The organism is Rhodovulum euryhalinum (genome assembly GCF_004342445.1).
In the GTDB taxonomy this organism is placed as follows: Bacteria; Pseudomonadota; Alphaproteobacteria; order Rhodobacterales; family Rhodobacteraceae; genus Rhodovulum; species Rhodovulum euryhalinum.
In genome coordinates this window covers 42235-66609 of sequence record NZ_SLWW01000007.1, presented here as the reverse complement: position 1 = coordinate 66609, position 24375 = coordinate 42235, and the positions used below count along the sequence as shown (strand labels likewise).

At 70.3% G+C, this 24375-nt stretch carries 24 protein-coding genes; 6 read left to right on the top strand and 18 right to left on the bottom strand.

The annotated features are described in order from the left end of the window. Positions 1 to 903 (bottom strand): cell division protein FtsX, encoded by a 903-nt coding sequence (locus EV655_RS09795; RefSeq protein ID WP_132544297.1) that lies wholly within the window; start codon positions 901 to 903, stop codon positions 1 to 3. After that, the gene (locus tag EV655_RS09790) at positions 900 to 1577 is read right to left on the bottom strand and encodes a cell division ATP-binding protein FtsE (protein ID WP_132544295.1); all 678 of its coding nucleotides are present in this window, start codon (positions 1575 to 1577) and stop codon (positions 900 to 902) included. The genes EV655_RS09795 and EV655_RS09790 overlap by 4 nt, the downstream gene beginning before the upstream one ends. Positions 1578 to 1741: 164 nt before the next feature. Between EV655_RS09790 and EV655_RS09785 the strand changes: the two genes are divergently transcribed. Beyond that, on the top strand, positions 1742 to 2572 hold the full coding sequence (locus tag EV655_RS09785; protein ID WP_132544293.1) for a zinc-ribbon domain-containing protein: 831 nt from the start codon (positions 1742 to 1744) through the stop codon (positions 2570 to 2572). A 6-nt stretch (positions 2573 to 2578) separates the two neighbouring features. Here EV655_RS09785 and EV655_RS09780 read toward each other — a convergent pair whose 3' ends face one another. The 5 genes from EV655_RS09780 to argH all read right to left on the bottom strand — a co-directional run bounded on the left by EV655_RS09780 (position 2579) and on the right by argH (position 8595). Next, positions 2579 to 5149, bottom strand: a complete 2571-nt coding sequence (locus EV655_RS09780; RefSeq protein ID WP_132544291.1) for a TIGR02302 family protein — start codon at positions 5147 to 5149, stop codon at positions 2579 to 2581. A 35-nt stretch (positions 5150 to 5184) separates the two neighbouring features. After that, a complete protein-coding gene (gene lysA / locus EV655_RS09775) occupies positions 5185 to 6450 on the bottom strand; it encodes a diaminopimelate decarboxylase (RefSeq protein ID WP_132544289.1) in 1266 nt (421 codons plus the stop codon). A gap of 16 nt (positions 6451 to 6466) precedes the next feature. Next, positions 6467 to 6793, bottom strand: coding sequence for a DUF2834 domain-containing protein (locus EV655_RS09770; protein ID WP_132544287.1), 327 nt, complete (start codon positions 6791 to 6793; stop codon positions 6467 to 6469). 132 nt (positions 6794 to 6925) lie between these two features. Further along, complete coding sequence (locus EV655_RS09765; protein ID WP_132544285.1) at positions 6926 to 7207, bottom strand: hypothetical protein; 282 nt, start codon at positions 7205 to 7207, stop codon at positions 6926 to 6928. Continuing rightward, entirely contained in the window at positions 7204 to 8595 is a 1392-nt protein-coding gene (gene argH / locus EV655_RS09760) for an argininosuccinate lyase (protein WP_132544283.1), read from the bottom strand. The genes EV655_RS09765 and argH overlap by 4 nt, the downstream gene beginning before the upstream one ends. 24 nt (positions 8596 to 8619) lie before the next feature. Here argH and EV655_RS09755 point away from each other — a divergent pair, with 24 nt between their 5' ends. Then, entirely contained in the window at positions 8620 to 9177 is a 558-nt protein-coding gene (locus EV655_RS09755; RefSeq protein WP_132544281.1) for a TlpA family protein disulfide reductase, read from the top strand. Further along, positions 9174 to 9713, top strand: coding sequence for a CIA30 family protein (locus tag EV655_RS09750; protein ID WP_132544279.1), 540 nt, complete (start codon positions 9174 to 9176; stop codon positions 9711 to 9713). The genes EV655_RS09755 and EV655_RS09750 overlap by 4 nt, the downstream gene beginning before the upstream one ends. 227 nt (positions 9714 to 9940) lie before the next feature. Here EV655_RS09750 and mobA read toward each other — a convergent pair whose 3' ends face one another. The 4 genes from mobA to EV655_RS09730 form a co-directional block, all read right to left on the bottom strand. Continuing rightward, positions 9941 to 10531, bottom strand: coding sequence for a molybdenum cofactor guanylyltransferase MobA (gene mobA / locus EV655_RS09745; protein ID WP_132544277.1), 591 nt, complete (start codon positions 10529 to 10531; stop codon positions 9941 to 9943). Between the two features lie 81 nt (positions 10532 to 10612). Continuing rightward, on the bottom strand, positions 10613 to 11239 hold the full coding sequence (locus tag EV655_RS09740) for a hypothetical protein (RefSeq protein WP_132544275.1): 627 nt from the start codon (positions 11237 to 11239) through the stop codon (positions 10613 to 10615). Between the two features lie 279 nt (positions 11240 to 11518). After that, on the bottom strand, positions 11519 to 12568 hold the full coding sequence (locus EV655_RS09735; RefSeq protein ID WP_132544273.1) for an MBL fold metallo-hydrolase: 1050 nt from the start codon (positions 12566 to 12568) through the stop codon (positions 11519 to 11521). Then, positions 12568 to 14277 carry an acyl-CoA dehydrogenase gene (locus EV655_RS09730; RefSeq protein WP_132544270.1) on the bottom strand — a complete coding sequence of 570 codons (1710 nt, stop codon included), beginning with the start codon at positions 14275 to 14277 and terminating at the stop codon, positions 12568 to 12570. The genes EV655_RS09735 and EV655_RS09730 overlap by 1 nt, the downstream gene beginning before the upstream one ends. A 135-nt stretch (positions 14278 to 14412) precedes the next feature. Here EV655_RS09730 and EV655_RS09725 point away from each other — a divergent pair, with 135 nt between their 5' ends. Beyond that, entirely contained in the window at positions 14413 to 15372 is a 960-nt protein-coding gene (locus tag EV655_RS09725) for an L-threonylcarbamoyladenylate synthase (protein ID WP_243645050.1), read from the top strand. Positions 15373 to 15375: 3 nt separating this feature from the next. Here the strand turns inward: EV655_RS09725 and EV655_RS09720 are convergent, their stop codons facing one another. Next, positions 15376 to 15933: a YqgE/AlgH family protein gene (locus EV655_RS09720; RefSeq protein WP_132544601.1), complete on the bottom strand. Its 558-nt coding sequence runs from the start codon at positions 15931 to 15933 to the stop codon at positions 15376 to 15378. 136 nt (positions 15934 to 16069) lie between these two features. On the opposite strand from EV655_RS09720, the gene EV655_RS09715 reads away from it, so the two are divergent. Further along, a complete protein-coding gene (locus EV655_RS09715; RefSeq protein ID WP_165905316.1) occupies positions 16070 to 16882 on the top strand; it encodes a protein-disulfide reductase DsbD domain-containing protein in 813 nt (270 codons plus the stop codon). Positions 16883 to 16946: 64 nt separating this feature from the next. Here the strand turns inward: EV655_RS09715 and EV655_RS09710 are convergent, their stop codons facing one another. The 3 genes from EV655_RS09710 to EV655_RS09700 form a co-directional block, all read right to left on the bottom strand. After that, positions 16947 to 18629 (bottom strand): peptidoglycan -binding protein, encoded by a 1683-nt coding sequence (locus EV655_RS09710; RefSeq protein WP_132544266.1) that lies wholly within the window; start codon positions 18627 to 18629, stop codon positions 16947 to 16949. 4 nt (positions 18630 to 18633) lie between these two features. Beyond that, a complete protein-coding gene (locus EV655_RS09705; RefSeq protein WP_132544264.1) occupies positions 18634 to 19836 on the bottom strand; it encodes a biopolymer transporter ExbB in 1203 nt (400 codons plus the stop codon). 69 nt (positions 19837 to 19905) lie between these two features. Further along, positions 19906 to 20445, bottom strand: coding sequence for a gamma-glutamylcyclotransferase (locus tag EV655_RS09700; RefSeq protein ID WP_132544262.1), 540 nt, complete (start codon positions 20443 to 20445; stop codon positions 19906 to 19908). Positions 20446 to 20510: 65 nt separating this feature from the next. On the opposite strand from EV655_RS09700, the gene EV655_RS09695 reads away from it, so the two are divergent. Next, complete coding sequence (locus EV655_RS09695) at positions 20511 to 21512, top strand: DUF2125 domain-containing protein (RefSeq protein WP_132544260.1); 1002 nt, start codon at positions 20511 to 20513, stop codon at positions 21510 to 21512. On the opposite strand, the gene EV655_RS09690 is transcribed toward EV655_RS09695, so the two are convergent. From EV655_RS09690 to hisC, 3 genes are read right to left on the bottom strand one after another with little or no spacing between them, the layout of a single operon-like run. Beyond that, positions 21513 to 22364, bottom strand: coding sequence for an extensin-like domain-containing protein (locus tag EV655_RS09690; RefSeq protein ID WP_132544258.1), 852 nt, complete (start codon positions 22362 to 22364; stop codon positions 21513 to 21515). After that, complete coding sequence (locus tag EV655_RS09685) at positions 22361 to 23281, bottom strand: prephenate/arogenate dehydrogenase family protein (RefSeq protein WP_132544256.1); 921 nt, start codon at positions 23279 to 23281, stop codon at positions 22361 to 22363. The genes EV655_RS09690 and EV655_RS09685 overlap by 4 nt, the downstream gene beginning before the upstream one ends. After that, on the bottom strand, positions 23278 to 24363 hold the full coding sequence (hisC, locus tag EV655_RS09680; protein ID WP_132544254.1) for a histidinol-phosphate transaminase: 1086 nt from the start codon (positions 24361 to 24363) through the stop codon (positions 23278 to 23280). Before hisC ends, EV655_RS09685 begins: the two co-directional genes overlap by 4 nt. Positions 24364 to 24375 lie beyond the last annotated feature (12 nt).

Genomic DNA, 24375 nt, shown 5'->3' with positions numbered 1-24375 from the left:
CTACGTGATTCCCCTGAGGACGCGCATCGCCGTCAGGCGCGTGGCGGCGAAGGCCACGGCGGCGGCGATGGGCGGAAGGCAAAGCGGCAAGAGCCAGTCGAGCCCGCGGAAACCAAGCCCGGCGAGGATGCCCGACCCGGCGCCCGACCGCGGCAACAGCGCAACCGCGGCGATCCCCAGCGCGGTGCCGAGAATGGCCCCCTCCAGCGCGCGGCGGGTGAACCGGCGCACGAAGGCGCGCGCGATGAAGGCGTCGCGGGCACCGACAAGGCGCAGCACCTCGATCACCCTTGCATTGGCGGCAAGCGCGGAACTGGCCGACAGCGCGATCATCGCCGCCATCGCCGCCCCGATCAGCCCGATCGACAGCCAGCCCAGCAGGCGCAGCCGCCCGGCCGCCTCGACCAGCGGGCGGCGCCAGCGCGTGTGGTCGTCCAGCACCGCGCCCGGCGCCTCGCCCTGCAGGCGCAGGCGCAGCGCCTCGGCATCCATGCCCTCGACGGTTTCGGTGACCTCGACAAGTCGGGGCAGCGGCAGGGTATCCAGGGGCAGGCCCGGGCCGAACCAGGGCTCCAGCAGGGCGCGCTGTTCGTCCTCGGGGATCGTCCTGGCGGTGGCCACGCCGGGCGTTGTGCGCAGCACTTCGAGCACCGCATCGGTCTGGGCGGCCATCTGGCCTTCGGGCGCCGAGATCCGCACCGTCGCGGTCCGCGCCAGCGCCTCGCCCCAGTGATCGGCAAGACGCCCGGCCGCCAGCGACAGCGCCAGCGCGAAAACCGCAAGAAACGCCATCGCCGCCGCGCTGAACTGCGTCAGCCGCGCGGTGAAGCCCGAGGGCGGCACCACCCGGCCGGCGCGCGGATCACCCGCCAGCACCGCGGCCAGGAGGGCAAGCCGCCTCACAGATCCGCCCCCGCCAGAAGCACCTGTCGCGCCTTGATCCGCAGCACCCGCGCCGCGACATGGGCCTTGGCCGTGCGGATCAGGTTCAGGTCGTGCGTCGCCACCAGGATCGCCTTGCCCATGCGGTTCAGTTCGATCAGCAGTTGCAGGATGCGGAGCGACATCTCCCAGTCGACGTTTCCGGTGGGCTCGTCGGCCAGGATCACGTCGGGCGACATGATGACCGCCCGGGCAAGCGCCGCGCGCTGGCGTTCGCCCCCCGACAGTTGCGGCGGCAGCGAGGCAGTCTGCGCCTCGAGCCCGACCCAGGCCAGCAACTCGCGCAGGTTCTCGGACTCAGCCGCGACATCCCGCCCGGCGGCCAGCAAGGGCAGGCTGACATTCTCGGCCAGGGGCAGATGATCCAGGAACTGGCAATCCTGATGCACCACGCCGATCCGCCGCCGTGTGCGGGCCACCGCATCGCGGTCCATCCGGCCAAGCTCTGCGCCAAAAAGGCGCACCCGGCCGCGGCTGGGCCTGAGTTCGGCATAGCACAGCTTGAGCAGCGTGGTCTTGCCCGCGCCCGAGGGCCCGGTCAGGAAGTGGAATGAGCCCGGTTGCAGGCGCAAGGAGATACCGGACAGAAGCTCGGCTCCGCCATAGCTGTGGGACACGTCTTCCAGCTCGATCACAGGGCCGCTCCACAGGTCAACCGGCTTTCCTTCTGCCCGAGGCCCGCCCCGGTTTCAATCGCATGCGCTGTCAAAGCCTTTGAATTTTCGCCGGGGCTGATACAACATGCCGCAAAATGACAAGCAGGGCCCGTGCCCGGAAACGGGTCGAGGCAGGATGCGGAATGCGATTGATTTGCCCGAACTGCGAGGCCCAGTACGAGGTGGACGATGCAGTCATCCCCGACGAGGGGCGCGACGTCCAGTGCTCGAACTGCGGACAGACCTGGTTCCAGTTGCCGGCGGGTTCAGGCGCACCGGCGGCGACCGGGACGGAGGCGGCCGGTGCGGACGCCCCGGCCATCGAGCCCGAGGATGTCGGCTGGCACGAGGAAACCGCCGCCGCGCCGGGCAGCGACACGAAGGCCGAGCCGGAGGAGGACGAAGCGCCAGCGCCTGAGGCGGCCTCCGCCGCCGGTCCGCGCCGCACGCTGGATGCATCGGTCCTGAGCATCCTGAAGGAGGAGGCCGAACGCGAGCAGCGCGCACGCCAGGAAGAGGCCGCGATCGAGACCTTTTCCAGCCAGCCCGACCTTGGCCTCGACAACGCCCCGGCCGAGCGCCCTGCCCCCACGCCCGAGCCCGGCCCCGCAAGGCCCGTGGCCGCGCCTGCCCCATCCGCAGAGCCGCGCCGCGACCTGCTGCCCGATATCGAAGAGATCAACTCTACCCTGAAGGCCAGTTCCGACCGCGGTGCCGACAGCATCGTGACCGCCGAGGACCAGAAGGCCGAAGAGCGCAGCGCCTTTCGCAAGGGGTTCGGCCTTGTGGTTCTGGCCGCGGTGCTCGCGCTGGCGGCCTACCTGCTTGCCCCCACCATCGCCGGGCTCGATCCGGCCCTTGACGGCCCGATGACCGCCTATGTGGGCGCGATCGACGCGGCGCGGGTGTGGATCAATACGGCCGTTTCGCAGGCGGTCGACGGCGTGGCGCGGGCGCTGCAAGGCGACGGCTAGGCCCGATCAGAACCGGTCGAGCAACCGCCGCAGGTAGTCCAGTTCGATCTCGGGCCGTTCCTGTTCGCCCGACCGGCGGCGTATCTCGTCCAGCAATTCGCGGGCCCGCCCGTAGACGTCTTCGCCCCGCAGCATCTCGTCATCGGTGCCGACCCGGCCCATCGCGCCCTGGTCGCGGCCCAGCGGATCACGCCTGTCGCCGCCGGCCTGGGCCTGACCCATGCCCTCGCCCTGCTGTCCCGGCTGCTGCTGGTTCTGGGCCAGCGCCTTTCCGAGATTGCGCATGCCTTCCCTGAGGGCTTCCATGGCCTCGGCCTGGCTGTCCAGCGCACCGGCAAGGTCGTCGCCCCGCAGCGCCTGCTCGGCCTCGCCCATGGCGCGGCCGGCCCGGTCCAGCGCCTCGCGCGCCGCCTCGCCCTCGGGCGAATTGCCAAGCCCCGGTAGCCCCTGCTGCTGGCGGTCAAGCTCACGGCGGAGCGCGCGCTGGCGGTCGGCGAGGTCCTGTCCCAGGTCGCCCTCGCGGCCCCCGGCGCCGGGCTGCTGGCCCTCGCCTTGACCCTGGCCCTGGCCTTGGCCCTGACCTTGCTGCTGGCCCTGTTGACCTTGCTGGCCCTGTTGGCCCTGTTGGCCGGGGTTGAACTGCTCCTGAAGGTCGCGGAACGCATCGTCGCTCAGGCCCTGCTGCTCGCGCAGCGTCTCGGCGAGGCCTTCCATCGCCTGCTGGCCGGGCGATTGCTGGCCACCCTGGCCTTGGGTGATCTGCATGTTCTCCATCATCTGGCGCAGCATTTCGAGCAGTTGCTGCGCCTCTTCCATGCGGCCCTCTTCCATCAACTGCTGCAGACGGTCGAGCATCTGCTGAAGCTGGTCGCCGGTGATCTCCTGCATGTCCTGCTGGTTCTGCGCCTGTTCCTGGCCCTGCTCGCCCTGCTGCTGGGCAAGCTGGCGCATGTAATCCTGCATCGCCTCGCGCAGTTCCTGCATCAACTCGGCGATTTCCTCGTTGGTGGCGCCGTTCTTCATCGCCTCGGCCAGCCGCTCCTGCGCGCGGCGCAGCCGTTCGGCGGCATCCGACAGGTCTCCCTCCTCGATCAGGACGGCGATGTTCCACAGCGCCTCGGCGACCTCGTTCTGGGCTTCGGACGTCAGCCCGGCCTCGACTCCGGCCTCGAGCCTGCGGATCGCGACGCGCAGTTGCAGATAGGCGCCCTCGTCGCGGAAGACCTCGTCGGGGCGGAAGCTGACCGCACGCAGCAGCCGCGCCACCCGGGCGCCGTTCTCGCGGGCCCACAGCAGGTCACGCCGCTGTTCGATCACCGCCCGCGCCAGCGGATCGAAAAAACGCCGGCCGGGCAGGATCATCGCCTCGGGCGCGCTTTCGCCCTGCTGGCCCAGCGCATCCTCGGCGGTCAGCACCATCCGGACCGGCAGCCCGGCCCATGGGTGCTGCGAAAGGTTCTCGATCAGCGTTTCCGAGAACGCACGCCGGTCGCCGGTGATCGACATCGGCAGGTCGAGCACCAGGGCCTCGCGCGGGTCGGGCTCGGGGGCCAGGCCGTGGCGCCGTTCGACCGCCCCGGCGTCCAGCGTGATGGTCGCCCGGCCCCCGACAACGCCATAATCGTCCTCGGCCGAAAATGGCTGGCTCATCTGCCCGTTCGCCTCGACCGCAAGCGGGCCGTCAGGCGCGATCTCGGGGGGGCTGTCCGGCGTCAGCACGATCTGCCAGTTGCGACCGCCCGGCCCCTCGATGGCAAGTTCGCCGGGGCGGACCACCTCGAAGCTTTGCGCCATGGCATCGGCGCCTGCGGGGGCAGTGTCCGCAATCGGCCGGCCCGAAACCGTCTCGCGCAACTCAAGCGCGCCGACCTCGCCATACAGGCGCAGCGTCAGGCGGCTGCCATGGGGTACGGTCAGGGGGCCTGCGTCGATGTCGTTCAGGTAGAGGCTGGGCTTGGCCGTATAGGCGGGGGGCTCGACCCAGCCCTCCCATGCGGGCCCCGCCGCAAGCGCCGATCCGCCGCTGGCGGTCACGTCCCCCACCGTCGCCGCGCGCCAGACCGAGCCGAAGATCAAGGCCAGGGTAAAGGCCGTCAGCGCCACGTAGCGCAGCGCGTAGGGGTCGCGCGCGGCGACCCGCAGATCGGGTTTCACGGCCTTCGCCGCCCGGGCGCGGTCGGCCATGCGAGCGACATGGACGCGCCAGACAGCCTCTGACGCGGCATCGCCTGCGCCGATCGCCTGGATGTCCCCAAGTGCTGCGATCGGCCTGCCCGGCAGGGTGCGATCGAGCCGGTCCAGCGCCTCGGTGGCACGGGGCCAGCGGAACGCGCGGATACCAAGCACCAGTGCAACCAGCGCGGCGGCCGCGGACAGGCCGAGCCCGCCCAGCACCCAGCCCCGCGGCGCCATCTCGTGAACGCCGAAGGCCAGCAGCGCGGCCACGATCAGCAGCACGCTTGCAAGCGGCCAGAAAGCCCGGGTCAGCCGCTCGGCCAGCATGCCCGCCCGCGTCAGACGCAGGGGCCAGCGCAATGCGTGAAGGGCTGCCTTCGGGCTCTCGGTCCGGTCGGTCATGCTCCCATCCCGTGGCGGACCGGCGGACATGCCGGTCAGAGCCACAAAGGGATGGTATCGCGGTTTATCATCTCGTCAAAGGATGGCCGGGCGCGAATGACGGCGACGTGATCGCCCTTGACCAGAACCTCGGGCACAAGGGGGCGGGTGTTGTATTCCGACGCCATCACCGCACCATAGGCCCCGGCCGAGCGGAAGGCGACCAGATCGCCCTCGGCCAGCGGGGGCAGCATCCGGCTTTTCGCGAAGGTGTCGCCGCTTTCGCAAACGGGGCCCACGACGTCGAAGGGCGCTTGTTCCACACCCGGCGCGGGCTCGATCAGGGGCACGATGTCGTGATGCGCGGCATACATCGCGGGGCGCACAAGGTCGTTCATCGCGGCATCCAGGATCAGGAAATTCCGCCCCTCGCCCTCCTTGAGGTAGATCACGCGCGAGACGAGGATGCCGGCATTGCCCGCGATCAGGCGGCCCGGCTCGATCTCGATCTCGCAACCGAGATCGCCCAGCACCCGCCTGATCATCTGCCCGTATTCCAGCGGCAGCGGCGGTGCCGCGTTCGAGCGTTCATAGGGGATGCCGAGCCCGCCGCCGAGGTCGAGCCGGTCGATCCGGTGCCCGTCGGCCCGCAGGGCGCGGGTCAGGTCCGCCACCTTGGTATAGGCCGCCTCGAACGGTTCCAGCGAGGTCAGCTGGCTGCCGATATGCACGTCGATGCCGACGACGCGCAGCCCCGGCAGGGTGGCGGCATGGGCATAGACCGCGCGGGCCTTGGCAATCGGGATGCCGAACTTGTTCTCGGACTTGCCGGTGGCGATCTTCTCGTGGGTCTGGGCGTCCACGTCCGGGTTCACCCGCACGGTGATCGGCGCGACGACGCCCATCGCCAGCGCCACCTCGTTCAGCGCCGCCATCTCGGGTTCGGATTCGACGTTGAACTGGCGGATGCCGCCTGCGAGCGCCAGCCGCATCTCGTCCCGCGTCTTGCCGACGCCCGAGAACACGATCCACTCGCCCGGGATGCCGGCGGCGCGCGCCTTGAGGTATTCGCCGCCCGACACGACATCGACGCCGGCGCCCAGATCGCCCATCAGCTTGACGACCGCGAGGTTGGAATTGGCCTTCATCGCGTAGCAGATCAGGTGATCGGTGCCAGCCAGCGCCTCGTCGAACAGGCGGTAGTGGCGGGTCAGCGTGGCGACGGAATAACAATAGAACGGCGTGCCCACCTGCGCCGCGATCTCGGGCAGGGGGACGTCCTCGGCGTGCAGGACGCCGTCGCGGTAGAGGAAATGGTCCATCGGGGCTCCGGGTGGATCAGGCGGGCCCGGCCTTGCCGGGGCGCGAGCGCAGGAAAAGGTAGAGCGGCAGCGCGCAGGACACGCCGATGCCGATCGCCAGGATCGCCACAGGGCCCAGCCAGTCGCGGCGCTTGAAACTGTCGGCCAGGATCCAGACCGTCAGCGCGATGGCGGTGATCGTCAGATCCCAGACCAGGCCCGTGGTGCTGTCATTGACGTACCAGGCGTCGATCATGCCCATGAAATCCATGTCGTTGGCGAAATACCAGCTCAGGAAATGATACATCGGGTGGATGGCGCCCCAGATCGCGAGCGCCAGAAAGATCATCCTCAGGGGCGTCATCGGCTTCCTCCCGTCACACCGAATTCAGCGGTGCCGCTGACCGTCACACCGCTTGCCGGCCGTTCGGGCGGGCCATCGACGCCGCAGCCCGCCAGCATCAGCGCCGCGGCGCATGCCCCGGCCAATGTCAGTCTAGAACCCAAGGCTGATCCCTCCAGTGCCCAAACCCAGCCGCACCGGCAACCCGCCGGGGCGCACGGCGACGGCCGCGCCATCCGTGCCGACAATCAGATCGGTATGGGCGGTGTCCACCACCCTGACCGAGGCCGCCGCGCCCCCCGGCCCGCCCGCGACCGTGACGGGGCCCGTGCTGAGCGCGCCAGTCGCCTCTCCATCGGGCGTGACGGCCACCTGCCCAGAGGGCGCGGCGCAGCCCGCGAGCGCCATCAGCAGCAGGGCGGCGGCCCGTCTCATCCCAGCCTCTCCTTCCAGCGCGCGACCTGCGCCCGCACCTGGTCAGGCGCGGTTCCGCCATAGCTTACACGGCTGGCAACCGAATTGTGCACCCCCAACACGCCGAACACCTCGTCGCGGATGCCCGGATGCACAGATCGCATGTCGGCCAGCGTCAGGTCGGGCAGGTCGCAGCCCTTGCGCTCGGCCAGCGCGACCAGCGTGCCGGTGACATGATGCGCCTCGCGGAAGGGCAGGCCCAGCGCCCGCACCAGCCAGTCGGCCAGATCGGTCGCGGTGGAAAACCCGCTGGCCGCCGCCGCCGCCAGCGCCGGGCGGTTCGCGGTCATGTCACGCACCATCCCCTCCATAGCGGCAAGCGCCAGCATCAGGTTGTCGGCGGCATCGAAAACCTGTTCCTTGTCCTCCTGCATGTCCTTGGAATAGGCGAGCGGCAGGCCCTTCATCACCATCATCAGCGCGACGTTCGCCCCCATGATCCGCCCGATCTTGGCCCGGATCAGTTCTGCCGCGTCGGGGTTCTTCTTCTGCGGCATGATCGAGGAGCCGGTCGAGAACCGGTCGGAAAGCGTGACGAACCGGAACTGCGCCGAGGACCAGATCACCAGCTCCTCGGCGAAACGCGACAGGTGCATCGCGCAGATCGAGGCCGCGCCCAGGAATTCCAGCGCGAAATCCCGGTCGGACACGGCGTCAAGGCTGTTGGCCATCGGCCGGTCGAAGCCCAGCGCCTCGGCGGTCATGTGCCGGTCGATGGGAAAGGAGGTGCCGGCCAGCGCCGCGGCACCCAGGGGACATTCGTTCATCCGCACGCGCGCGTCGGCAAACCGGCCCATGTCGCGGGCGAACATCTCGACATAGGCCATCATGTGATGGCCCCAGGTCACCGGCTGCGCGGTCTGCAGATGGGTGAAGCCCGGCATCACCCAGTCGGCGCCGGCCTCGGCCTGCGCCAGAAGTGCGGCGATCAGCGCCCGGAGCCCCGCCACCGCGGCGTCGATCTGGTCGCGCACCCAGAGCCGAAAATCGGTCGCCACCTGGTCGTTGCGCGACCGCGCCGTGTGCAGGCGGCCCGCCGGTTCGCCGATCACCTCCTTCAGCCGCGCCTCGACATTCATGTGGATGTCTTCCAGCGCGGTGGAAAACGCGAAGCGCCCCCCCTCGATCTCTGACAAGACCGTGAGCAGCCCTTCCCGGATCGCCCGGGAATCCGTATCGCTTAGGATGCCCGTCGCCGCCAGCATGGCGGCATGGGCACGCGAACCGGCGATGTCCTGGGCGGCAAGCCGCTTGTCGAACGAGATCGAGGCGTTTATCGCCTCCATGATCGCGTCCGGCCCGGCGGCGAAGCGCCCGCCCCACATCGCGTTGGACTGGTCCTGGGTCATGGCTAGGCCCCTTCGGAGGGAAACATGTCGTTCGTCAGATCGCTCGTCCTCTACACGGCCCTCGCGCTCGGTGCAAACGCCGCCGCGGCCGATACCGCGACACTCGAGGCGCTGCGCGACGGCGGCATGAAAAAGCTGAACTTCCACGCCGAACCGAAACCCGTTCCCGACATCGTGCTGGTGGACGACAAGGGCCAGGACAGGGGGCTGTCGGACCATCGCGGCCAGTGGGTCATCCTGAACTTCTGGGCCACCTGGTGCCCGCCCTGCCGCCACGAGATGCCCTCGCTCGACCGGTTGCAGGCCAGGTTCGGCGGACCGGATTTCGCCGTGGTCACGGTGGCGACCGGGCGCAACTCGCCCCAGGGAATCGACCGTCTGTTCGCGGAACTGGAAATCGAGACCCTGCCGAAATGGCGCGACCCCGACTCGGGGCTGGCCCGGCAGATGGGGGTGATGGGGCTGCCGGTGACGGTGATCCTGAACCCCGAGGGCCAGGAAATCGCCCGGATGCAAGGCGATGCCGAATGGGACAGCGACAGCGCCAGGGCCATCGTCGCCGCGCTGATGAACGGAAAATGAGTCGGCTTGCGGCTGCGCTGATCCTGGCGCTGGCGGGTCCAGCCATGGCGGAGAACATGATCGAACCGGTCACAGCCGAATCAGCCCGCGCCTGGTCCTTTCTCAGCGACCGGGTGATGGGCGGCGTGTCGACCGGCGCGGCCGCCTATGCCGAGGAGGACGGCGTGGGCTACCTGCGGCTCTCGGGCGCGGTCAGCACGGCCAATCGCGGCGGCTTCATCCAGATGCGCCGCGGGGTCACGGGTCCACCCGGCGCCGAGGGCATCGCTCTGCGCGTCCGCGGCGACGGGCAGCGCTATTTCGTCCACCTGCGCCTGCGTGGGGTGCAGAGACCCTGGCAGTTCTTCCAGGCCCCCTTCGAGACCAGCACCACGTGGCGCGACATACGCATCCCGTTCACCGCGTTCCGCCTGCAGGGCGGGGCGCAAGACGTATCCCTTCTCCCGGAAAGGCTCGAAAGCCTCGGCATCGCCGCCTACGGGCGGGATCACCAGGCGGACGTGTCGCTTTCGGGGCTGGGCTTCTATCCGGGGTAAGGGCAAGGCTCTGCCCGAAGAAGGAACGGCGCGTTCTCCAGCGCCCTGCCGGGCACCGGTCCCGCCCGGGGGACCAGCGTGCCGGACCCATGGCCTTCTACTTGGTCCAAATACTCCGGGGGGTCGCGGGGGGCAGCGCCCCCCGCGCGGGTCGCCTTGGCCATGGCCAAGGCGAAACCGGCACAGCCGCGCCATGCGCGCCCCTGCTCCACCGGGGTTGAACCCGCTCACCCCTCGCTGCGCAGAACGGCCTCGGCCAAGGCAAGATCCTCGGCCGTGTTGATGTTGAAGAACGGATCGATCCCGTCGCCGTCGACCGCAACCGCAACCGCACCCAGGCTTTCGGCGACATCGCCAAGGCGGCGGTCGCCGCGATCCAGTGCGGCGGACAAGGCCTGCCGCACCGCGACCGGCCAGAGCGCGGCGGTCGGATGCCGCCGCCCGCCGCTTTCGGCCATCGCCAGCGGCGCCCCCGAATCCACAAGCCGTGCCACCAGGTCGAGCGGCAGAAAGGGCGTGTCGACCGCCACCGTGGCAAGCGCCTCCGCCCCCTCGGCCGCCGCCCAGTCAAGCCCGGCGAGCACACCCGCAAGCGGCCCCCGATCATCCGGAGGTGCGTCAGGCAACACCGGCAGACCGGCCGCTGCATAGGCCGAAGCCGGGCCATTCGCACTCAGCGCCAGCGCCGCGACCTGGGGCGCAAACCGCGCCGCGACCCGGACAAGCAGCGTTTCACCGGCCAGACGGACCAGCGCCTTGTCCGCACCGCCCAGCCGCCGCCCCCGCCCCCCCGCGAGGATCACGCCAACCACCTTCATCCCTGCCCTCCGGCTCACCGATCGCATCAAACCACCGGACGCACCCGGGCCAGCGCATGCCGGGCAACAGCCGACCGGGCTTCAGTCCGACGCCGCCAGCTCGGCCACGCGGGCGCGGCGCTGTTCCTCGAGCACGGCCTCGTTGGCATCCGGGTCGTCGTCGTAGATCGTCTCGGTGCGAACCCCGGGCAGGGCGGCAAAGGCCTCCATGATGGCCTTGGGCCGAACCGTCCGCGGGATGGACTCGAAGCCCGGCGCCTGCCGGAGCACCGCGCTGACCGACTGGCCGCACATCGCCTTGGGAACCGCGCCATGGGCTTCGGCCGCCCGGAGCGCGCGCTGGGCGGCATCGGGACTGACCTCGACGGTCTGGGTCACGACGCGGTAGGTCTCGCGCGCGTGGTAGTCGATGTAGTACTCCAGAAGCTGCGGCGTGATCCCGTAGATCACGTCGTTGCGCTCCGGGGCGGCGCGGTGCCACCAGGTGCCGGCAGGATCGAAGATCACGCGCCGGTTGGCATTGATCATCAGCGCGGAATGTCCGCCCGAGTTCGTGCCGTTCGAGATCACCGTGAACAGCGTGATCGTCGCAGGGCCGGGTTGGCGATAGGTCGCGCGGGCCACTGCCTCGTCCGGAGCCCAGACGGGTTCGGCGGCGCAGGCGGCAAGAAGGATGGGAAGCAGGAGAACGGACAGAATTCGACGCATGGGACCTGGAACCGTTGGAGCAGGGAGGGGCGACCGCCTGGCTATGGCAGAGGCGGGTGAAGACCGGGGAACCGTGCCGCCTGCCCGCCGGACAGGCAGCGCCGCGGATGCATGGGAACGCCGTCCGCCGCACGCATCTTTTCCGCTCTCAGCACGCCCTGTGGACCCATCGCCGCTGATCCCCGTTCCCGTTCGCTGCACCGCAGCCTAGACGATCGCCCGCAGGCTGTCACGCCCGAGCCGATGCGGCCATCGGCGGCGCGTCCTCGGGTGGCCGGGTTAGCCCGCCGTGGCGCTCTGGAACAGCCAGGCGCCGTCCGCGCGGCGCCAGCGGCGGGCCTGGCCGGTCAGGTAAAGGTGGTTCAGATGCCCGACCGCCTCGCCCAGCGCCAGAACATATTCGCCCGGCCCGATCTCGCGCCGGAACAGCGGCACGAAGCAGTCGCAGGCGGTGCGCGGTTCGGCGAGATGGTCGATCAGCCGGGCAAGCGCGCCCTCGTGATTCTCGATCAGTTGCGCCAGCCGCGTGGGCAGTCCGGTAAAGGGCAGCTTGTGCCCCGGCAGGACAAGGTGATCCTCGCGGGCATGGACCGCGAGCCGCCTGCAGCTTTCCATCCAGCCCGCAACGGGGTCGTTCAGCGGCTCGGTCGCGTAGACGCCCAGGTTGGGCGAGATGGAGGGCAGCAGCTGGTCGCCGCCGATCACCAGGGTGTCGTCCCGGCTCCACAGCGTCACGTGGTCGGGGGCGTGGCCGTCGCCCAGCCGCACGTCCCAGTCGCGCCCGCCCGCGCGGATCACGCCGCCCTCGGCCATGTCGCGGAACCCCAGCGGCATCGGCGCCACCGTGTCGGCAAAGTTGAACGGGCGCTGGGCGGCGCGTTCGTCGAAAAGTGTGGCGTCCATCCCCGCGCCCCGCCAATGGGCCAGGGTCTCGGGCACCGGGCGCGCCTGCTCGTCCAGTTGCAGCATCCGGGCGAACAGCCAGGCCACGCGGCTGGTCCAAAGCTCGGCGCCGTGGTCGGACTGGAACCAGCCGGCCAGGCCCACGTGGTCGGGGTGGTGATGGGTGACGATGACCCGCGTCACGGGCCTGCCGCAGAGTGGGCCCGTCAGCAGTTCCTGCCACAATTCCCGGCTCTTGCGCGAGGCAATGCCGGTATCCACCACGGTCCAGCCGTCGCCATCGTCCAGGGCATAGACATTCACATGGTCAAGCGGCATCGGCAGCGGCTGGCGCAGCCACAGCACGCCCTCTGCGATCTCGACCGCACCGCCGGGTCCGGGCGGTTCGGCAAAGGGATAGCGGATCGGGGGGCGGGCGCCGTCCATCATGCCGCAAGATCGTCGGCGCTGAGCGCGTAGAGCCCGGCCGCGCCGGAGCGCGCCTGCGCCAGCAGCGCCCCATGCTCGGTCAACAGGCGCGAAACGAAGACCCGGGCAAGCGCGGTACGCCGCCCGGTTCCCCCCTCGGCCCGCGCGGCGGCAAGATGGGCGTGCCCGCCCAGAACCCGCGCCCAGGCGCGCAGATAGGGCACCGCGCCCGCAAAGCGGTCGTTGGGCTCCTGTGTCAGCATCCATTCCGTCGTCTCGCGCAGGGACTCGGCCGCGGCCCAGACCTCTTCGGCCAGATCCGGCAGCACCGGGCGGGCCGCCTCGGCCGCCTGCTCGACCTCTTCCAGCAGGCGCCAGGCCGCCTCGCCGCCATCCATCAGCTTGCGCCCGACAAGATCCATTGCCTGGATGCCGTTGGTGCCCTCGTAGATCGGGGCCACGCGGACATCGCGCAGGAATTGCGCGGCGCCGGTTTCCTCGATGAACCCCATGCCGCCATGGATCTGCACCCCCATCGAGGCCACCTCGAGGCCGATATCGGTGCCGTGGGCCTTGGCGATCGGCGTCAGGAACGCCGCCCGCGCCGACCAGTCGGCATCCGCCGTTGCCGTGGCCATGTCGATCGCCACCGCACAGGACAGCGCGATGGCGCGGGCCGCGAAGAGTTCGGCCTTCATCGTGGCCAGCATCCGGCGCACATCCGCGTGCTCGACGATGCCTCCCTCGCCCATTGGCGTGCGTCCCTGCTGGCGGTCGCGTGCATAGGCCAGCGCCTTCTGATAAGCGGCCTCGGCCACGCCGATCCCCTGCATGCCCACGCCCAGCCGGGCGTTGTTCATCATGGTGAACATCGCCGCCATGCCCTTGTGCGGCGCGCCCACCAGCCAGCCTGTCGCCCGGTCGTATTCCATCATCGCGGTCGGGCTGCCATGCAGCCCCAGCTTGTGTTCCAGGCTGACCACGCGCAGGCTGTTGGCCGGGCCGGGGCGGCCCTCGTCGTCGGGCAGGTTGCGCGGCACGAGGAACAGGCTGATCCCGCCGGTCCCCGGCACGCCGTCGGGCAGGCGGGCCAGCACCAGGTGGACGACGTTTTCCATGAACTCGGCATCGGCCCAGCTGATGAAGATCTTCTGCCCGGTGATCGCGTAGGTGCCGTCGCCATTCGGGACCGCACTTGTCCTGAGCGCCCCCACATCGGTACCCGCCTGGGGTTCGGTCAGGTTCATCGTGCCCGACCATTGCCCCGAGATCAGCTTGGGCAGGTACAACGCCTTGAGCGCGTCGCTTGCGTGATGCGTCAGCGCCTCGATCTGTCCCTGGGTCAGCAGCGGGCAGATCTGCAGCGCAAGGCAGGCGCCGCTCATCATTTCGTGCACCGCGGCCGCCAGCGTCTGCGGCAGGCCCATGCCGCCATGCTCGGCCGGGGCGGCCAGACCGACCCAGCCGCCCTCGGCGATCGCGCGCCAGCCCCCGGCGAACCCGGGCGGCGTGCGGACCACGCCGTTCTCCAGACGGGCCGGGTGGAGATCCCCCGCGCGTTGCAGCGGCGCCAGCACTTGCCGGCACAGCTTGCCCGCCTCGGTCAGGATCGCGGCCGTCAGGTCGGGGGTGGCCTCGGCGAACCGCTTGGTCTCGGCCACCTGGGCCAGGCCGACCACATGGTCGAACAGGAACAAGAACTCTTCGACGGGTGCCCGGTATGTCATCGCGTCCTCCCTCGCGCCGAGCCTTGTTCCGGAACCGGCACGGCTGTAACTGACCGGCAGAGTTGTGGCAGGCTTCGCAGGAAGCGTAAAGCAACGCCCGGCCCCATCAAGGCGAACGCAACGTCACCGGAGGCGCTGCCCGTGAGCGCGGAAATCCTTCACCCCGGACCCGAGGGCATCGCCCGCGCGGCCGGATTGCTGGCCAGCGGTGAACTGGTCGCCTTCCCCACCGAAACGGTCTACGGGCTTGGTGCGGATGCGCGCAATGATCGTGCGGTGGCGCGCATCTTCGAGGCCAAGGGACGGCCGCGCTTCAACCCGCTGATCGTGCATCTGGCCGATGTCGCGGCCGCCCGCGGGATCGCCCTGATGGACTCTGACGCCGAACGGCTGGCGGACACCTTCTGGCCCGGCGCGCTGACGCTGGTTCTGCCGCTGCGCCCCGAGGCCGGGTTGTCGCCGCTGGTCACCGCGGGGCTGCCGAGCGTGGCGCTGCGGGTGCCGGATCATCCGGTGGCCCATGCCCTGCTTGCCGCCTTCGGCGGGCCGGTGGCCGCGCCCTCGGCGAACCCGTCGGGCGCGGTCAGCCCGACGCGCGCCGCGCATGTGCTGGACGGGCTGGGCGACCGGATCGCCGCGGTCGTCGACGGCGGCGCCTGCCCGGTGGGGGTGGAATCGACCATCGTGGGGTTCGATCCCGACCCGGTTCTGCTGCGCCCGGGCGGCCTGCCCGTCGAAGCGATCGAGGCCTGCCTGGGCGGCCCGCTGGCCATGCGCGGCGCGGCGGCCCCGGTGACCGCCCCCGGGCAGTTGTCGTCGCACTACGCCCCCGGCGCCGCCGTCCTTCTGGAGGCCGCCACGCCGCCCGCGGGCGCGCTGTGGCTGGGCTTTGGCCCGGGCTGCAAGGGGGCGGCGCTGAACCTGTCGCCGGCGGGCGACCTGGTCGAGGCCGCGGCCAACCTGTTCGACGCACTCAGGGAACTCGACTCGCGCGCGGCACCGGGACAGACGATCGCCGTGGCGCCGATCCCCGATCGCGGGCTCGGCCGGGCGATCAATGACCGGCTGCGTCGGGCCGCCGCGCCACGGGGCTGAGCCTCAGGCCCGGCCCGCCGTCGCGGACAGCATCAGCGGGTCTATCCCGAGGGTGCGCAGCGCGCGTTCCCACTTGGTGGCGTCCAGGCTGTCGAACACGATCTCGGGGGCGGCCTCGCAGGTCAGCCAGCCGTTCTGCCCGATCTCGCCCTCAAGCTGCCCCGGGCCCCAGCCGGCATAGCCCAGCGCCAGAAGCGAGGCCGCAGGCCCCTGCCCCCGGGCGATGTCCTCGAGGATGTCGAGCGTCGCTGTCATGCCGAACCGGCCGTCGACGCGCAACGTCGTGTCCCTGTCGGAATTGTAGTCGCCCGAATGGAGCACGAAGCCGCGCGCATGTTCGACGGGCCCGCCGAAATGCACGCGGATGTCGCGCGCACCGGGGGCACGCGGGATATCAAGCTGGCTCAGAAGATCGGAAAAGGACAGCTCGGCCATGGGCTTGTTCACGATCAGCCCCATCGCCCCTTCGTCGGAATGGGCGCAAAGAAAGACCACGCTCTTCTCGAAGCGGGGATCGCCCATGCCGGGCATCGCGATCAGCAGCTTGCCGCCGAGTTGCATTTCGACCGTCCGGTCCGCCATGTCCGCAAGCATGTGCCCGCCGCCGCCGCCGCGCAAGGGCGGGACGCGACAATTTTCGCGAACCTCTCGCCCGAATGTGATTTCCCGCCGGCGCGGGGATGCCTATTTTCGCTCCATGGATTTGCACATCATTCAACGCCTTGCCGCAGCCGCGGCCCTTGCGCTGGGGCTTTCGCAATCCGCTCTGGCCGGTGCCCCCGAGGGCGTCATCAGCGCGCGGTTCCTGCCCGGCTGGCAGACGGCCGATGGCACCTACATGGCCGGGCTGCACCTGCACCTCGCCCCCGGCTGGAAGACCTACTGGCGGGCGCCCGGCGACGCCGGAATCCCGCCGCGCTTTGACTGGGCGGGGTCGGGAAACATGGCCGCCGTCCGGGTACACTGGCCCACGCCCAAGGTGTTCTCGTCGAACGGGCTTCGCACCATCGGCTACGAGCACGAGGTGGTGCTGCCGCTGGAACTGACCCCGCGCGACCCGGGCCGCCCGATGGAACTTCACGCCCGGGTCGAGCTGGGAGTCTGCCACGAGATCTGCATGCCGATGGAATTGCGGCTGACCGGCCTACTGCCGGCCGAGGGCGGTGCCGAGGCGATTCGCGCGGCGCTGGACGCACGCCCGCGGACGGCGCAGGAGGCGCGGGTGGGCACCGTGACCTGCACGCTGGAGCCGATCGCCGACGGGCTGCGCCTGACCGCCGAGATCGACGTTTCCGCACTCGGCGCCCAGGAAACGGTGGTGTTCGAACTGCCCGATCCCTCGATCTGGGTCTCCGAGGCCGAGATGGCACGAAAGGGCGGGCGGCTTGTCGCACGATCCGACCTGGTGCCCGCGGCCGGTACGCCCTTTGCGCTGGACCGATCGGGGCTGCGGATCACGCTGCTGGGCGAGGGGCGGGGTGTCGACATCCACGGCTGCGCAGGGCGATGACCGGAGGGCAGGCGTCGGCCCTGTGACCCGGGAGGCCCCCGGCCGGGTCCGCAGCGGCCATCCCCTAGCGTTCGGTAAGCTTCAGCTCGATCCGCCGGTTCTGGGCGCGCGCCTCGGGGCTGTCGTCCCGGGCGACGGGCTGGAACTCGCCGAACCCCGCGGCGGCCAGCCGGTCGGGCGGAAAGCCCAGATCATCGACCATGTAGCGCACGACCGACAGGGCGCGGGCCTGGCTGAGTTCCCAGTTGTCGGCGAAGTCTGCCCCCTCGGCCAGCGGCACGTCGTCGGTATGCCCGTCGACCCGCAGGATCCAGTCGATATCCCCGGGGATCTGGTCCGCGACATCGCGCAGGATCGCGACCACATTCGCGATCTGGGTCTCGCCATCGGGCGACAGACGTGCGCGCGCGGGCTGAAACAGCACCTCGGACGAGAAGACGAAGCGGTCGCCGACGATCCGCACGCCCTCGCGGCCGGCCAGCAGGCGGCGCAACTCGCCGAAGAATTCCGAGCGGTAGGCCTCGAGGTTCTTCTTCTCCTCGGCCAGCCGCCGCGTCTCTTCCTCCAGCCGCCTGCGCTCGGCCTCTTCCAGGTCGGCGCGCGCGCGCTGCTCGGCGGCGGCGCGGGCAAGTGCCGCGTTCAGCCGATTTCCCAGCGTCTCGATCTGGACCTGCGCGGCGGCATCCCGCGCCTCGGATTCCTCGAGAAGCGCCTGCAAACCACCCAACTCGGCCCTGAGCGCGGCAAGCTGGCGGTTCAACAGCGTCATCTTGCGCTGGCTTTCGGCCGAGGCCGCCTCTTCCTCGGCCAGCGCTGCATTCGCCTGCGCCAGCAGGGCCGCGCGACGCTCGGCCTCGGTCAGGGTCTCGGCCGCCGCCGCCGCGGCCTGATCCCTGGCCGCTTCGGCCGCCGCCAGCAGGGTCAGCGTGTCTTCGGCGCGTTGGCGCTCCTGCTCAAGCGCCATCGTCATCGCGGTCAGCTCGTCCTCTGCACCGGACAGCCGCTCGCGCAGCGCCTGGGTCGCCGCGGCCTCGGCCAGCCGCGCTGCTTCCTCCTCGGACAGATCCGTGCGCAACGCCTCGACCTCGCCCGCGAGCGCGGCCCGTGCCGTTTCGGTCTCGGCATTGCGCGCCCGCAGGTCCGCCACCAGCGCCTCCAGCGCCTCGCGCCGGGCGGCCGCCAGGCGCGCCGCCTCCTGCTGCGCGTCCACCTCGTCGCGGGTGGCGGCCAGTGCGAGCGACAGCCGCTCCTGCTCGGACATCAGGTCGGCACGCTGCGCGTCAAGCGCCGCAACCTCGTCGGCCAGCGCGGCCCCCCTGTCCCGCGCGGCGTCCCGCTCGGACAAGAGGCGCGCCACCTGCGCCTCGAAATCGGTGATCGAGGCGCGCGCCGCCCGAAGATCGGCCGCCTGCGCGTCGACCCGCCCCTCCAGTGTTTCGATCAGGGCCGCGCGTTCGTCGGCCTCGGCCCGCGCCGCACCCAGCGCGCCGGTCAGGCTGCCGATCTCGGCCTCAAGATCGGCGGCGCGCCGCTTCTCCATCCCCAGCGCGTCGGACAGCGCGGCAAGCTCGGCACCAAGCTGGGAAAGTTCGCTTTCCTGGCCGGTGATCGTCTCGCGCAGCATCTCCTGCACGATCATGAAGATCGACAGGACGAACATCAGCACCAGCAACAGCGCCGTCATCGCATCGACGAAGCCCGGCCAGATCGACGCCTGAAAGCGGTTGCCGCGCCGGGTCAGGGCCATCGGCTCAGCTCCACTTCTGGTCCCCGGGGGCAAGCCGTGCAAGCACCCGGCCCAGCGCCGCCAGATCGCCGCGCAGGTCGGTCACCGTCTCCTGCCGGCCCGAGGAAATTTCTTCCAGGATGCGCAACAGTTGCACGTCGATCGAGCGCAGGCGCATCCGCGCTTCGGCATCCGCCATCGCGCCTTCCTCGCCCATCCGCGCTTCGATCGCGCTGGCCGCCCGCTCCTGCCCCTGGGCGACGCGGGCAAGCGCCGCGGTCACGTCCTGACTGTAGCCCAACTGGGCCTCAAGCGCGACGCCAAGCGTCTCGACCGCGTCTGCCAGCGCGCCGACCCGCGTTTCCAGCGACTTGCGCCCCTCGTCCGCGCGGGAAAACAGCGCGTGCATCCCCTCCATCTGCTCGGCAAGCTGGTCCAGCGTCGCCGCCAGCAGGCCGCTTTCCGTGCCGGTCTCGCCCTCGCCCTCGCCTGCGGTAAAGCCAAGCCGGGTGATGCCCGACAGCCATTCCTCAAGCTCGCGGTAGAACCGGTTCTGGCCGTGGCCTGCGAAAAGTTCCAGCAGCCCCACGACAAGCGACCCCGCCAGCCCCAGCAGCGATGACGCAAAGGCCGTGCCCATACCGCCCAGTTGCGCCTCGAGCCCGGTCATCAGGCGGCCAAAGACCTCGACCCCGCCCTCCCCCTCCTGCGGGGCGAGCGAGCGGATCGTCTCGACCACCGCGGGCACGACCGTCGCAAGCCCGTAGAAGGTGCCCAGAAGGCCAAGAAAGATCAGCAGGTTGACGATATAGCGGGTGATGTCCCGCGCTTCCTCGATCCGGGTTGCCACCGAGTCGAGGATCGACCGCGCCGAGGCGGTGCCGATCTGCATCCGCTTGCCCCGCCGCTTGCGCAACAGCGCGGCCAGCGGCGCCAGCAGGCTGGGCGCGCGGGTCAATTCATGCCCCGGCCGGCCGGCCGCGAAATCCTCGATCCACTGCACCGACGAGATCAGCTGGATCACCTGAAGGAAGCACGCCAGCACACCGACGACAAAGACGAAAAAGATCGCGCCGTTGAGATAGGGGTTGGCCAGGAAAACCGGGGCGACCTGCGGATAGGCCAGATAGGCCCCCGCCGAAAACAGCCCGACCGACACCAGCATCAGCAGGATCTGGCGCAGGGGCCGTGAGAATTGCGGCTCGGTTTCGCGCTCGGTCATGGCCATGGAAGGAGCCCCGCCCCGGTTGACGTCGCCCCCAAGTCTAGGGCATGGACCCCGGCCGAACAACAACCATTAGGTCTTGAGCGCCCGAACCCGCGCGGCAAGCCAGGCCAGATCGGCATCCTCGATACCCAGTTCCGCCAGGTGGTCGGCGGTGTTGAACAGGTATTCGTCATTCGGCCCCATGCCGCCCTGCGCCCGCGCGATGATCTGCGCCTGTTCCTCGAGCGGCAGGCCGCCGCAATACTGAACATGGTCGGGGTCGATCACGTAGGCCACGGCGCTCAGCCCGCCGCTGCCGTCCTCGAAGACGACGTCGAGTTCGGTCTCGAAATAGGCCGACGAGATCAGCTCGCGCTCGCGCAGGTAGGCGAGCGTCGCCTCTTCGGTGCCGGTCTCGGCGCGCAGCACCACGCCGTGACAGCTCGCCCCCGGCGCGGCGTCCAGCGCCAGCACCAGACCCGGATCGGTCTCGGTCCCGCGGTGGTGGATCGAGCGCATGCAGAAGCTGCGGTGCCAGCCATCCAGCCGCGCCAGCCGCCGTTCGGCCACCGCAAAGCCCGGCTTCCACAGAAGCGAGCCGTAGCCGAACACCCATAGCCCGTCGCGCATCGTTCTGGTCCTGATTGCACGCCCCCTGTAAACCGTATTCGAGGGGCGGACGAAAGGGGGCGCGCATGCGGCTCTTGCTGACACTCGTGGTGCTGGGCGCGGCGCTCTGGTCGGGCTACTGGGCGGTCGCGGCGCGCGGGCTGGAAACCGGGCTTGCCGCCTGGGTCGAGGCGCGCCGGGCCGAGGGCTGGGCCGCGGACTATGCGGCGCTGGAGGTTGCGGGCTTTCCCACGCGGTTCGACATCGCTTTCGACGGGCTGATGCTGGCCGACCCGGACACCGGGCTTGCCTGGTCGGCACCCGGCTTTCGCATCGAGGCCGCGGCGCACCGGCCCAACCGCATCACCGCGATCTGGCCCAAGGCCCAGCAGATCGCAACCCCCGCCGAGAAGATCGCCATCGGTGCCGCACGGATGGAGGGGCAGTTGGCCTTTCGGCCCGGCCCCGCGCTGGAGGTGGCACACGCGTCCTATGTGCTGGACCAGGTCTCGCTGGCCTCGACGCTGGGCTGGCAGGCGAGCATGGCGCAGGCCGAACTCGGCTCGGCGGCGGTCGAGGGGCGGAAGAACGCCCACCGCATCGCGTTTTCCGCCGAAGAGATGCGCCCGCCCGCGCGGCTGGTGGCGTTGCTGGACCGGGCCGGCGTTCTGCCCGCGCTGTTCGAGCATGTCCGGATCGAGGCGGTACTGGACTTCGATGCGCCCTGGGACCGCCACGCCATCGAGGACCGGCGGCCGCAGATCACGCGGATCGAGCTTGGCGGGCTTGACGCGAAATGGGGCGATCTGGAATTGCGGGCCGCGGGCGATCTCGATGTCGATGCCGAGGGGCTGCCCGCGGGGCTGCTGACCGTCCGGGCGACGAACTGGCGCGAGATGGTGGCGATCGCGCGGGGGTCGGGGCGACTGCCGCCGGGGCTTGCCGACCGGGTCGAGGATGCGCTGGGCCTGCTCGCCGGGCTGGGCGGACGGCCCGAGACGCTGGACATTCCGCTGCGCTTTGCCGCCGGGCAGACCTGGCTGGGCCCCGTGCCGGTAGGCCCGGCGCCGGATTTCACGATCCGCTAGCTAGCGGCAATACGCGCCGCTGCGGTAGCGCGCCGTGTCCAGGTGGAAATGGTCCTGGTGATAGGGGTCCGACTCCGGCCCCAGCACCGTGCCGAAGGGACCGCAGGCGGCCTTGTGCATCTGCCGCAGAACCTTGCCGTGCCTGGGATCGCGCCAGCCGGTCAGCACGGTCAGCGCCGCCCCGTTCTTCAGGTTCACCGCGGCGACGTCCACCGCGCGGCCGCGCCCATGCTCTGAAATCTTCGCGCCGGACTTGTTGTTTCGGGTCCGGCAGACATAGTCCGCAACCACATTGACCGAGGCGACCCCGCCGCCCAAGCCGCCGACCGCCGGCCTGACCCCGGTCGCGACCCAGCTTTTGAGCGCCTGCGCCGTGGGGCAGTCCATCACCGCGGGACGGGTCAGCGGGATGCCGTCCACCGCAATCACCCTCACGGGACGGTCCACCCCGCAGCCCTTGACCCGGCCGGGGATCGGCGCCATCGCCTCGCCCCTTATGCCGGGATCGCCGCAGACCGCGCCGCGCCTGGCCGTCAGCACGGCCGAAGGCTGGCTGCGCAGGCCCGAGGCCGAAAGCGCGGCGGTGCGGTAGGGCAGGACGGGGCGCGGCATCGGACGAAGCGAGCGGCCCAGCGCCATGGCGGACACCGCAAGGGCCTCGGCCGCCGGGGGCGGCGATTTTAGGAATGTCGCGGGCATCTCGGCAGGCCGGTCAGCCGCGGCGGCCCGGCTCACGATCTCTGCCGCATCGGAGGGGCGCGGTTCCGGCCGGGGCGAGCTTTCAAGCGCGGCCTGCACCGGCCCTGCGGCAAGCGCCAGCACCAGCGCGCATGTCAGACGCCGCACGCTCATTGCACCTTCTTCGCGCGGCCGAAATCCGGCGCGTCGGTGTCCTGGCCGGCCTCGATGATCCCGCGGCGGATCGCGCGGGTATGGGTGAAATAGTCGAACAGCATCTCGCCCTGCCCTGTCCGGATCGCCCGTTGCAGGGCGAAAAGCTCCTCGGTAAAGCGACCGAGGATGTCCAGCGTCGCGTCCCTGTTGGTCAGGAACACGTCGCGCCACATGGTCGGGTCCGAGGCCGCGATCCGGGTAAAGTCGCGGAACCCGGCGGCGGAATACTTGATCACCTCGCTGTCGGTGACCCGCCGCAGATCGTCGGCCACGCCCACCATCGTATAGGCGATCAGGTGCGGCACATGGCTTGTCACCGCCAGAACCAGATCGTGATGGTCGGCATCCATCTCCTCCACATTGGCGCCCATAGCTTCCCACAATGCGCGCAGCCGGTCCACCGCCTTGGGATCCGCGCCTTCCACGGGCACCAGCAGGCACCAGCGATTGTCGAAGAGTTCGGCAAATCCCGACCGGGGTCCGGAATGTTCGGTGCCCGCCAGCGGGTGCGCCGGGACGAAATGCACGCCCTCGGGGATATGGGGCGTGACGGCATCGACCACCGCGCGCTTGACCGACCCCACATCGGTCACCGTGGCGCCGGGTTTCAGATTGGGCGCGATCTCGGCTGCCACCGCGTCCATCGCGCCCACGGGCACGGCCAGCACCACGAGATCAGCGCCCTGCACCGCCTCGGCCGCGGTTTCGGTCACCCGGTCGACCAGGCCGATCTCGGCCGCGACGGCGCGGGTTTCGGCCGAGCGCGCGGTGCCCACGATCTCGCCCGCAATCCCCGCGCGCCGCATCGCCAGCGACATCGAGCCCGCGATCAGGCCCAGCCCGATCAGGGCCACGCGGTCGTAAAGGACGCTCATCTGGCCCCCTCGCGGAACCGCGCGATGGCATGGGCCACACGGCGACAGGCGGATTCGTCGCCCACGGTGATGCGCAGCGCGTTGGGCAGCTTGTAGCCCGCGACCTGGCGCACGATCAAACCCTGGGATTTCAGGAAACCGTCGCAAGCCTGCGCCTCGGCCGCATCGGCAAAGCGTGCAAGCACGAAATTCGCGAAGGAGACATCGGTCGGCACGCCCGCGGCGTTCAGCGCCTCGACCAGCCAGGTGCGAAGGCGCCCGTTCTCGGTCTGGCAGTGGCGGGTGTAGTCGACGTCGCGCAGCGCCGCCTCGGCGGTTTCAAGCTGGGTGGTGGACAGGTTGAACGGCCCCCGGATGCGGTCCAGAACGCCGATCACCTCGGCCGGACCATATCCCCAGCCGATCCTGAGACCGCCCAGCCCGTAAATCTTGGAGAAGGTGCGCGTCATCACCACGTTCTGCCGCGTCTCGACCAGACCGGCGCCCCCGTCGAACCCGTTGACGAACTCTGCATAGGCCCCATCAAGCACCAGGATTGCCTGCGGCGGCAGCCCCTCGGCCAGCCGCGCGGCCTGATCGGCCGGGATCATCGTGCCGGTGGGGTTCGCGGGGTTGGCGATGAAGACAAGCCGCGTCCGTTCGGTGCAGGCGGCAAGGATCGCATCGACATCGACCACGCGCTCGCGCTCGGGCACCTCGACGGGGGTCGCACCGGCCGCAAGCGCCGAAATGCGGTACATGGCAAAGCCATGCTCGGTATGGATCACCTCCGATCCGGGACCCGCATAGGCCTGGCAGAGGAAGGTGATGATCTCGTCCGACCCCACGCCGCAGATCACCCGCGCCGGATCCAGGCCGTGCACCTCGCCGATCGCGGCGCGCAACTCGGCGTGGTCGGTCGAGGGATAGCGGTGCAGGCTGTGCACTGTCCGCGTGAAGGCCAGCCTGGCCTTTTCCGACGGTCCGAACGGGTTCTCGTTCGACGAGAGCTTGATCACGTCGGACATGCCCGCGATCCTCGACTGCCCGCCGACATAGGGGGCGATCTCGAGGATGCCGGGCTGGGGCGTGATCTGGTTCATTGGCGTCTCTCC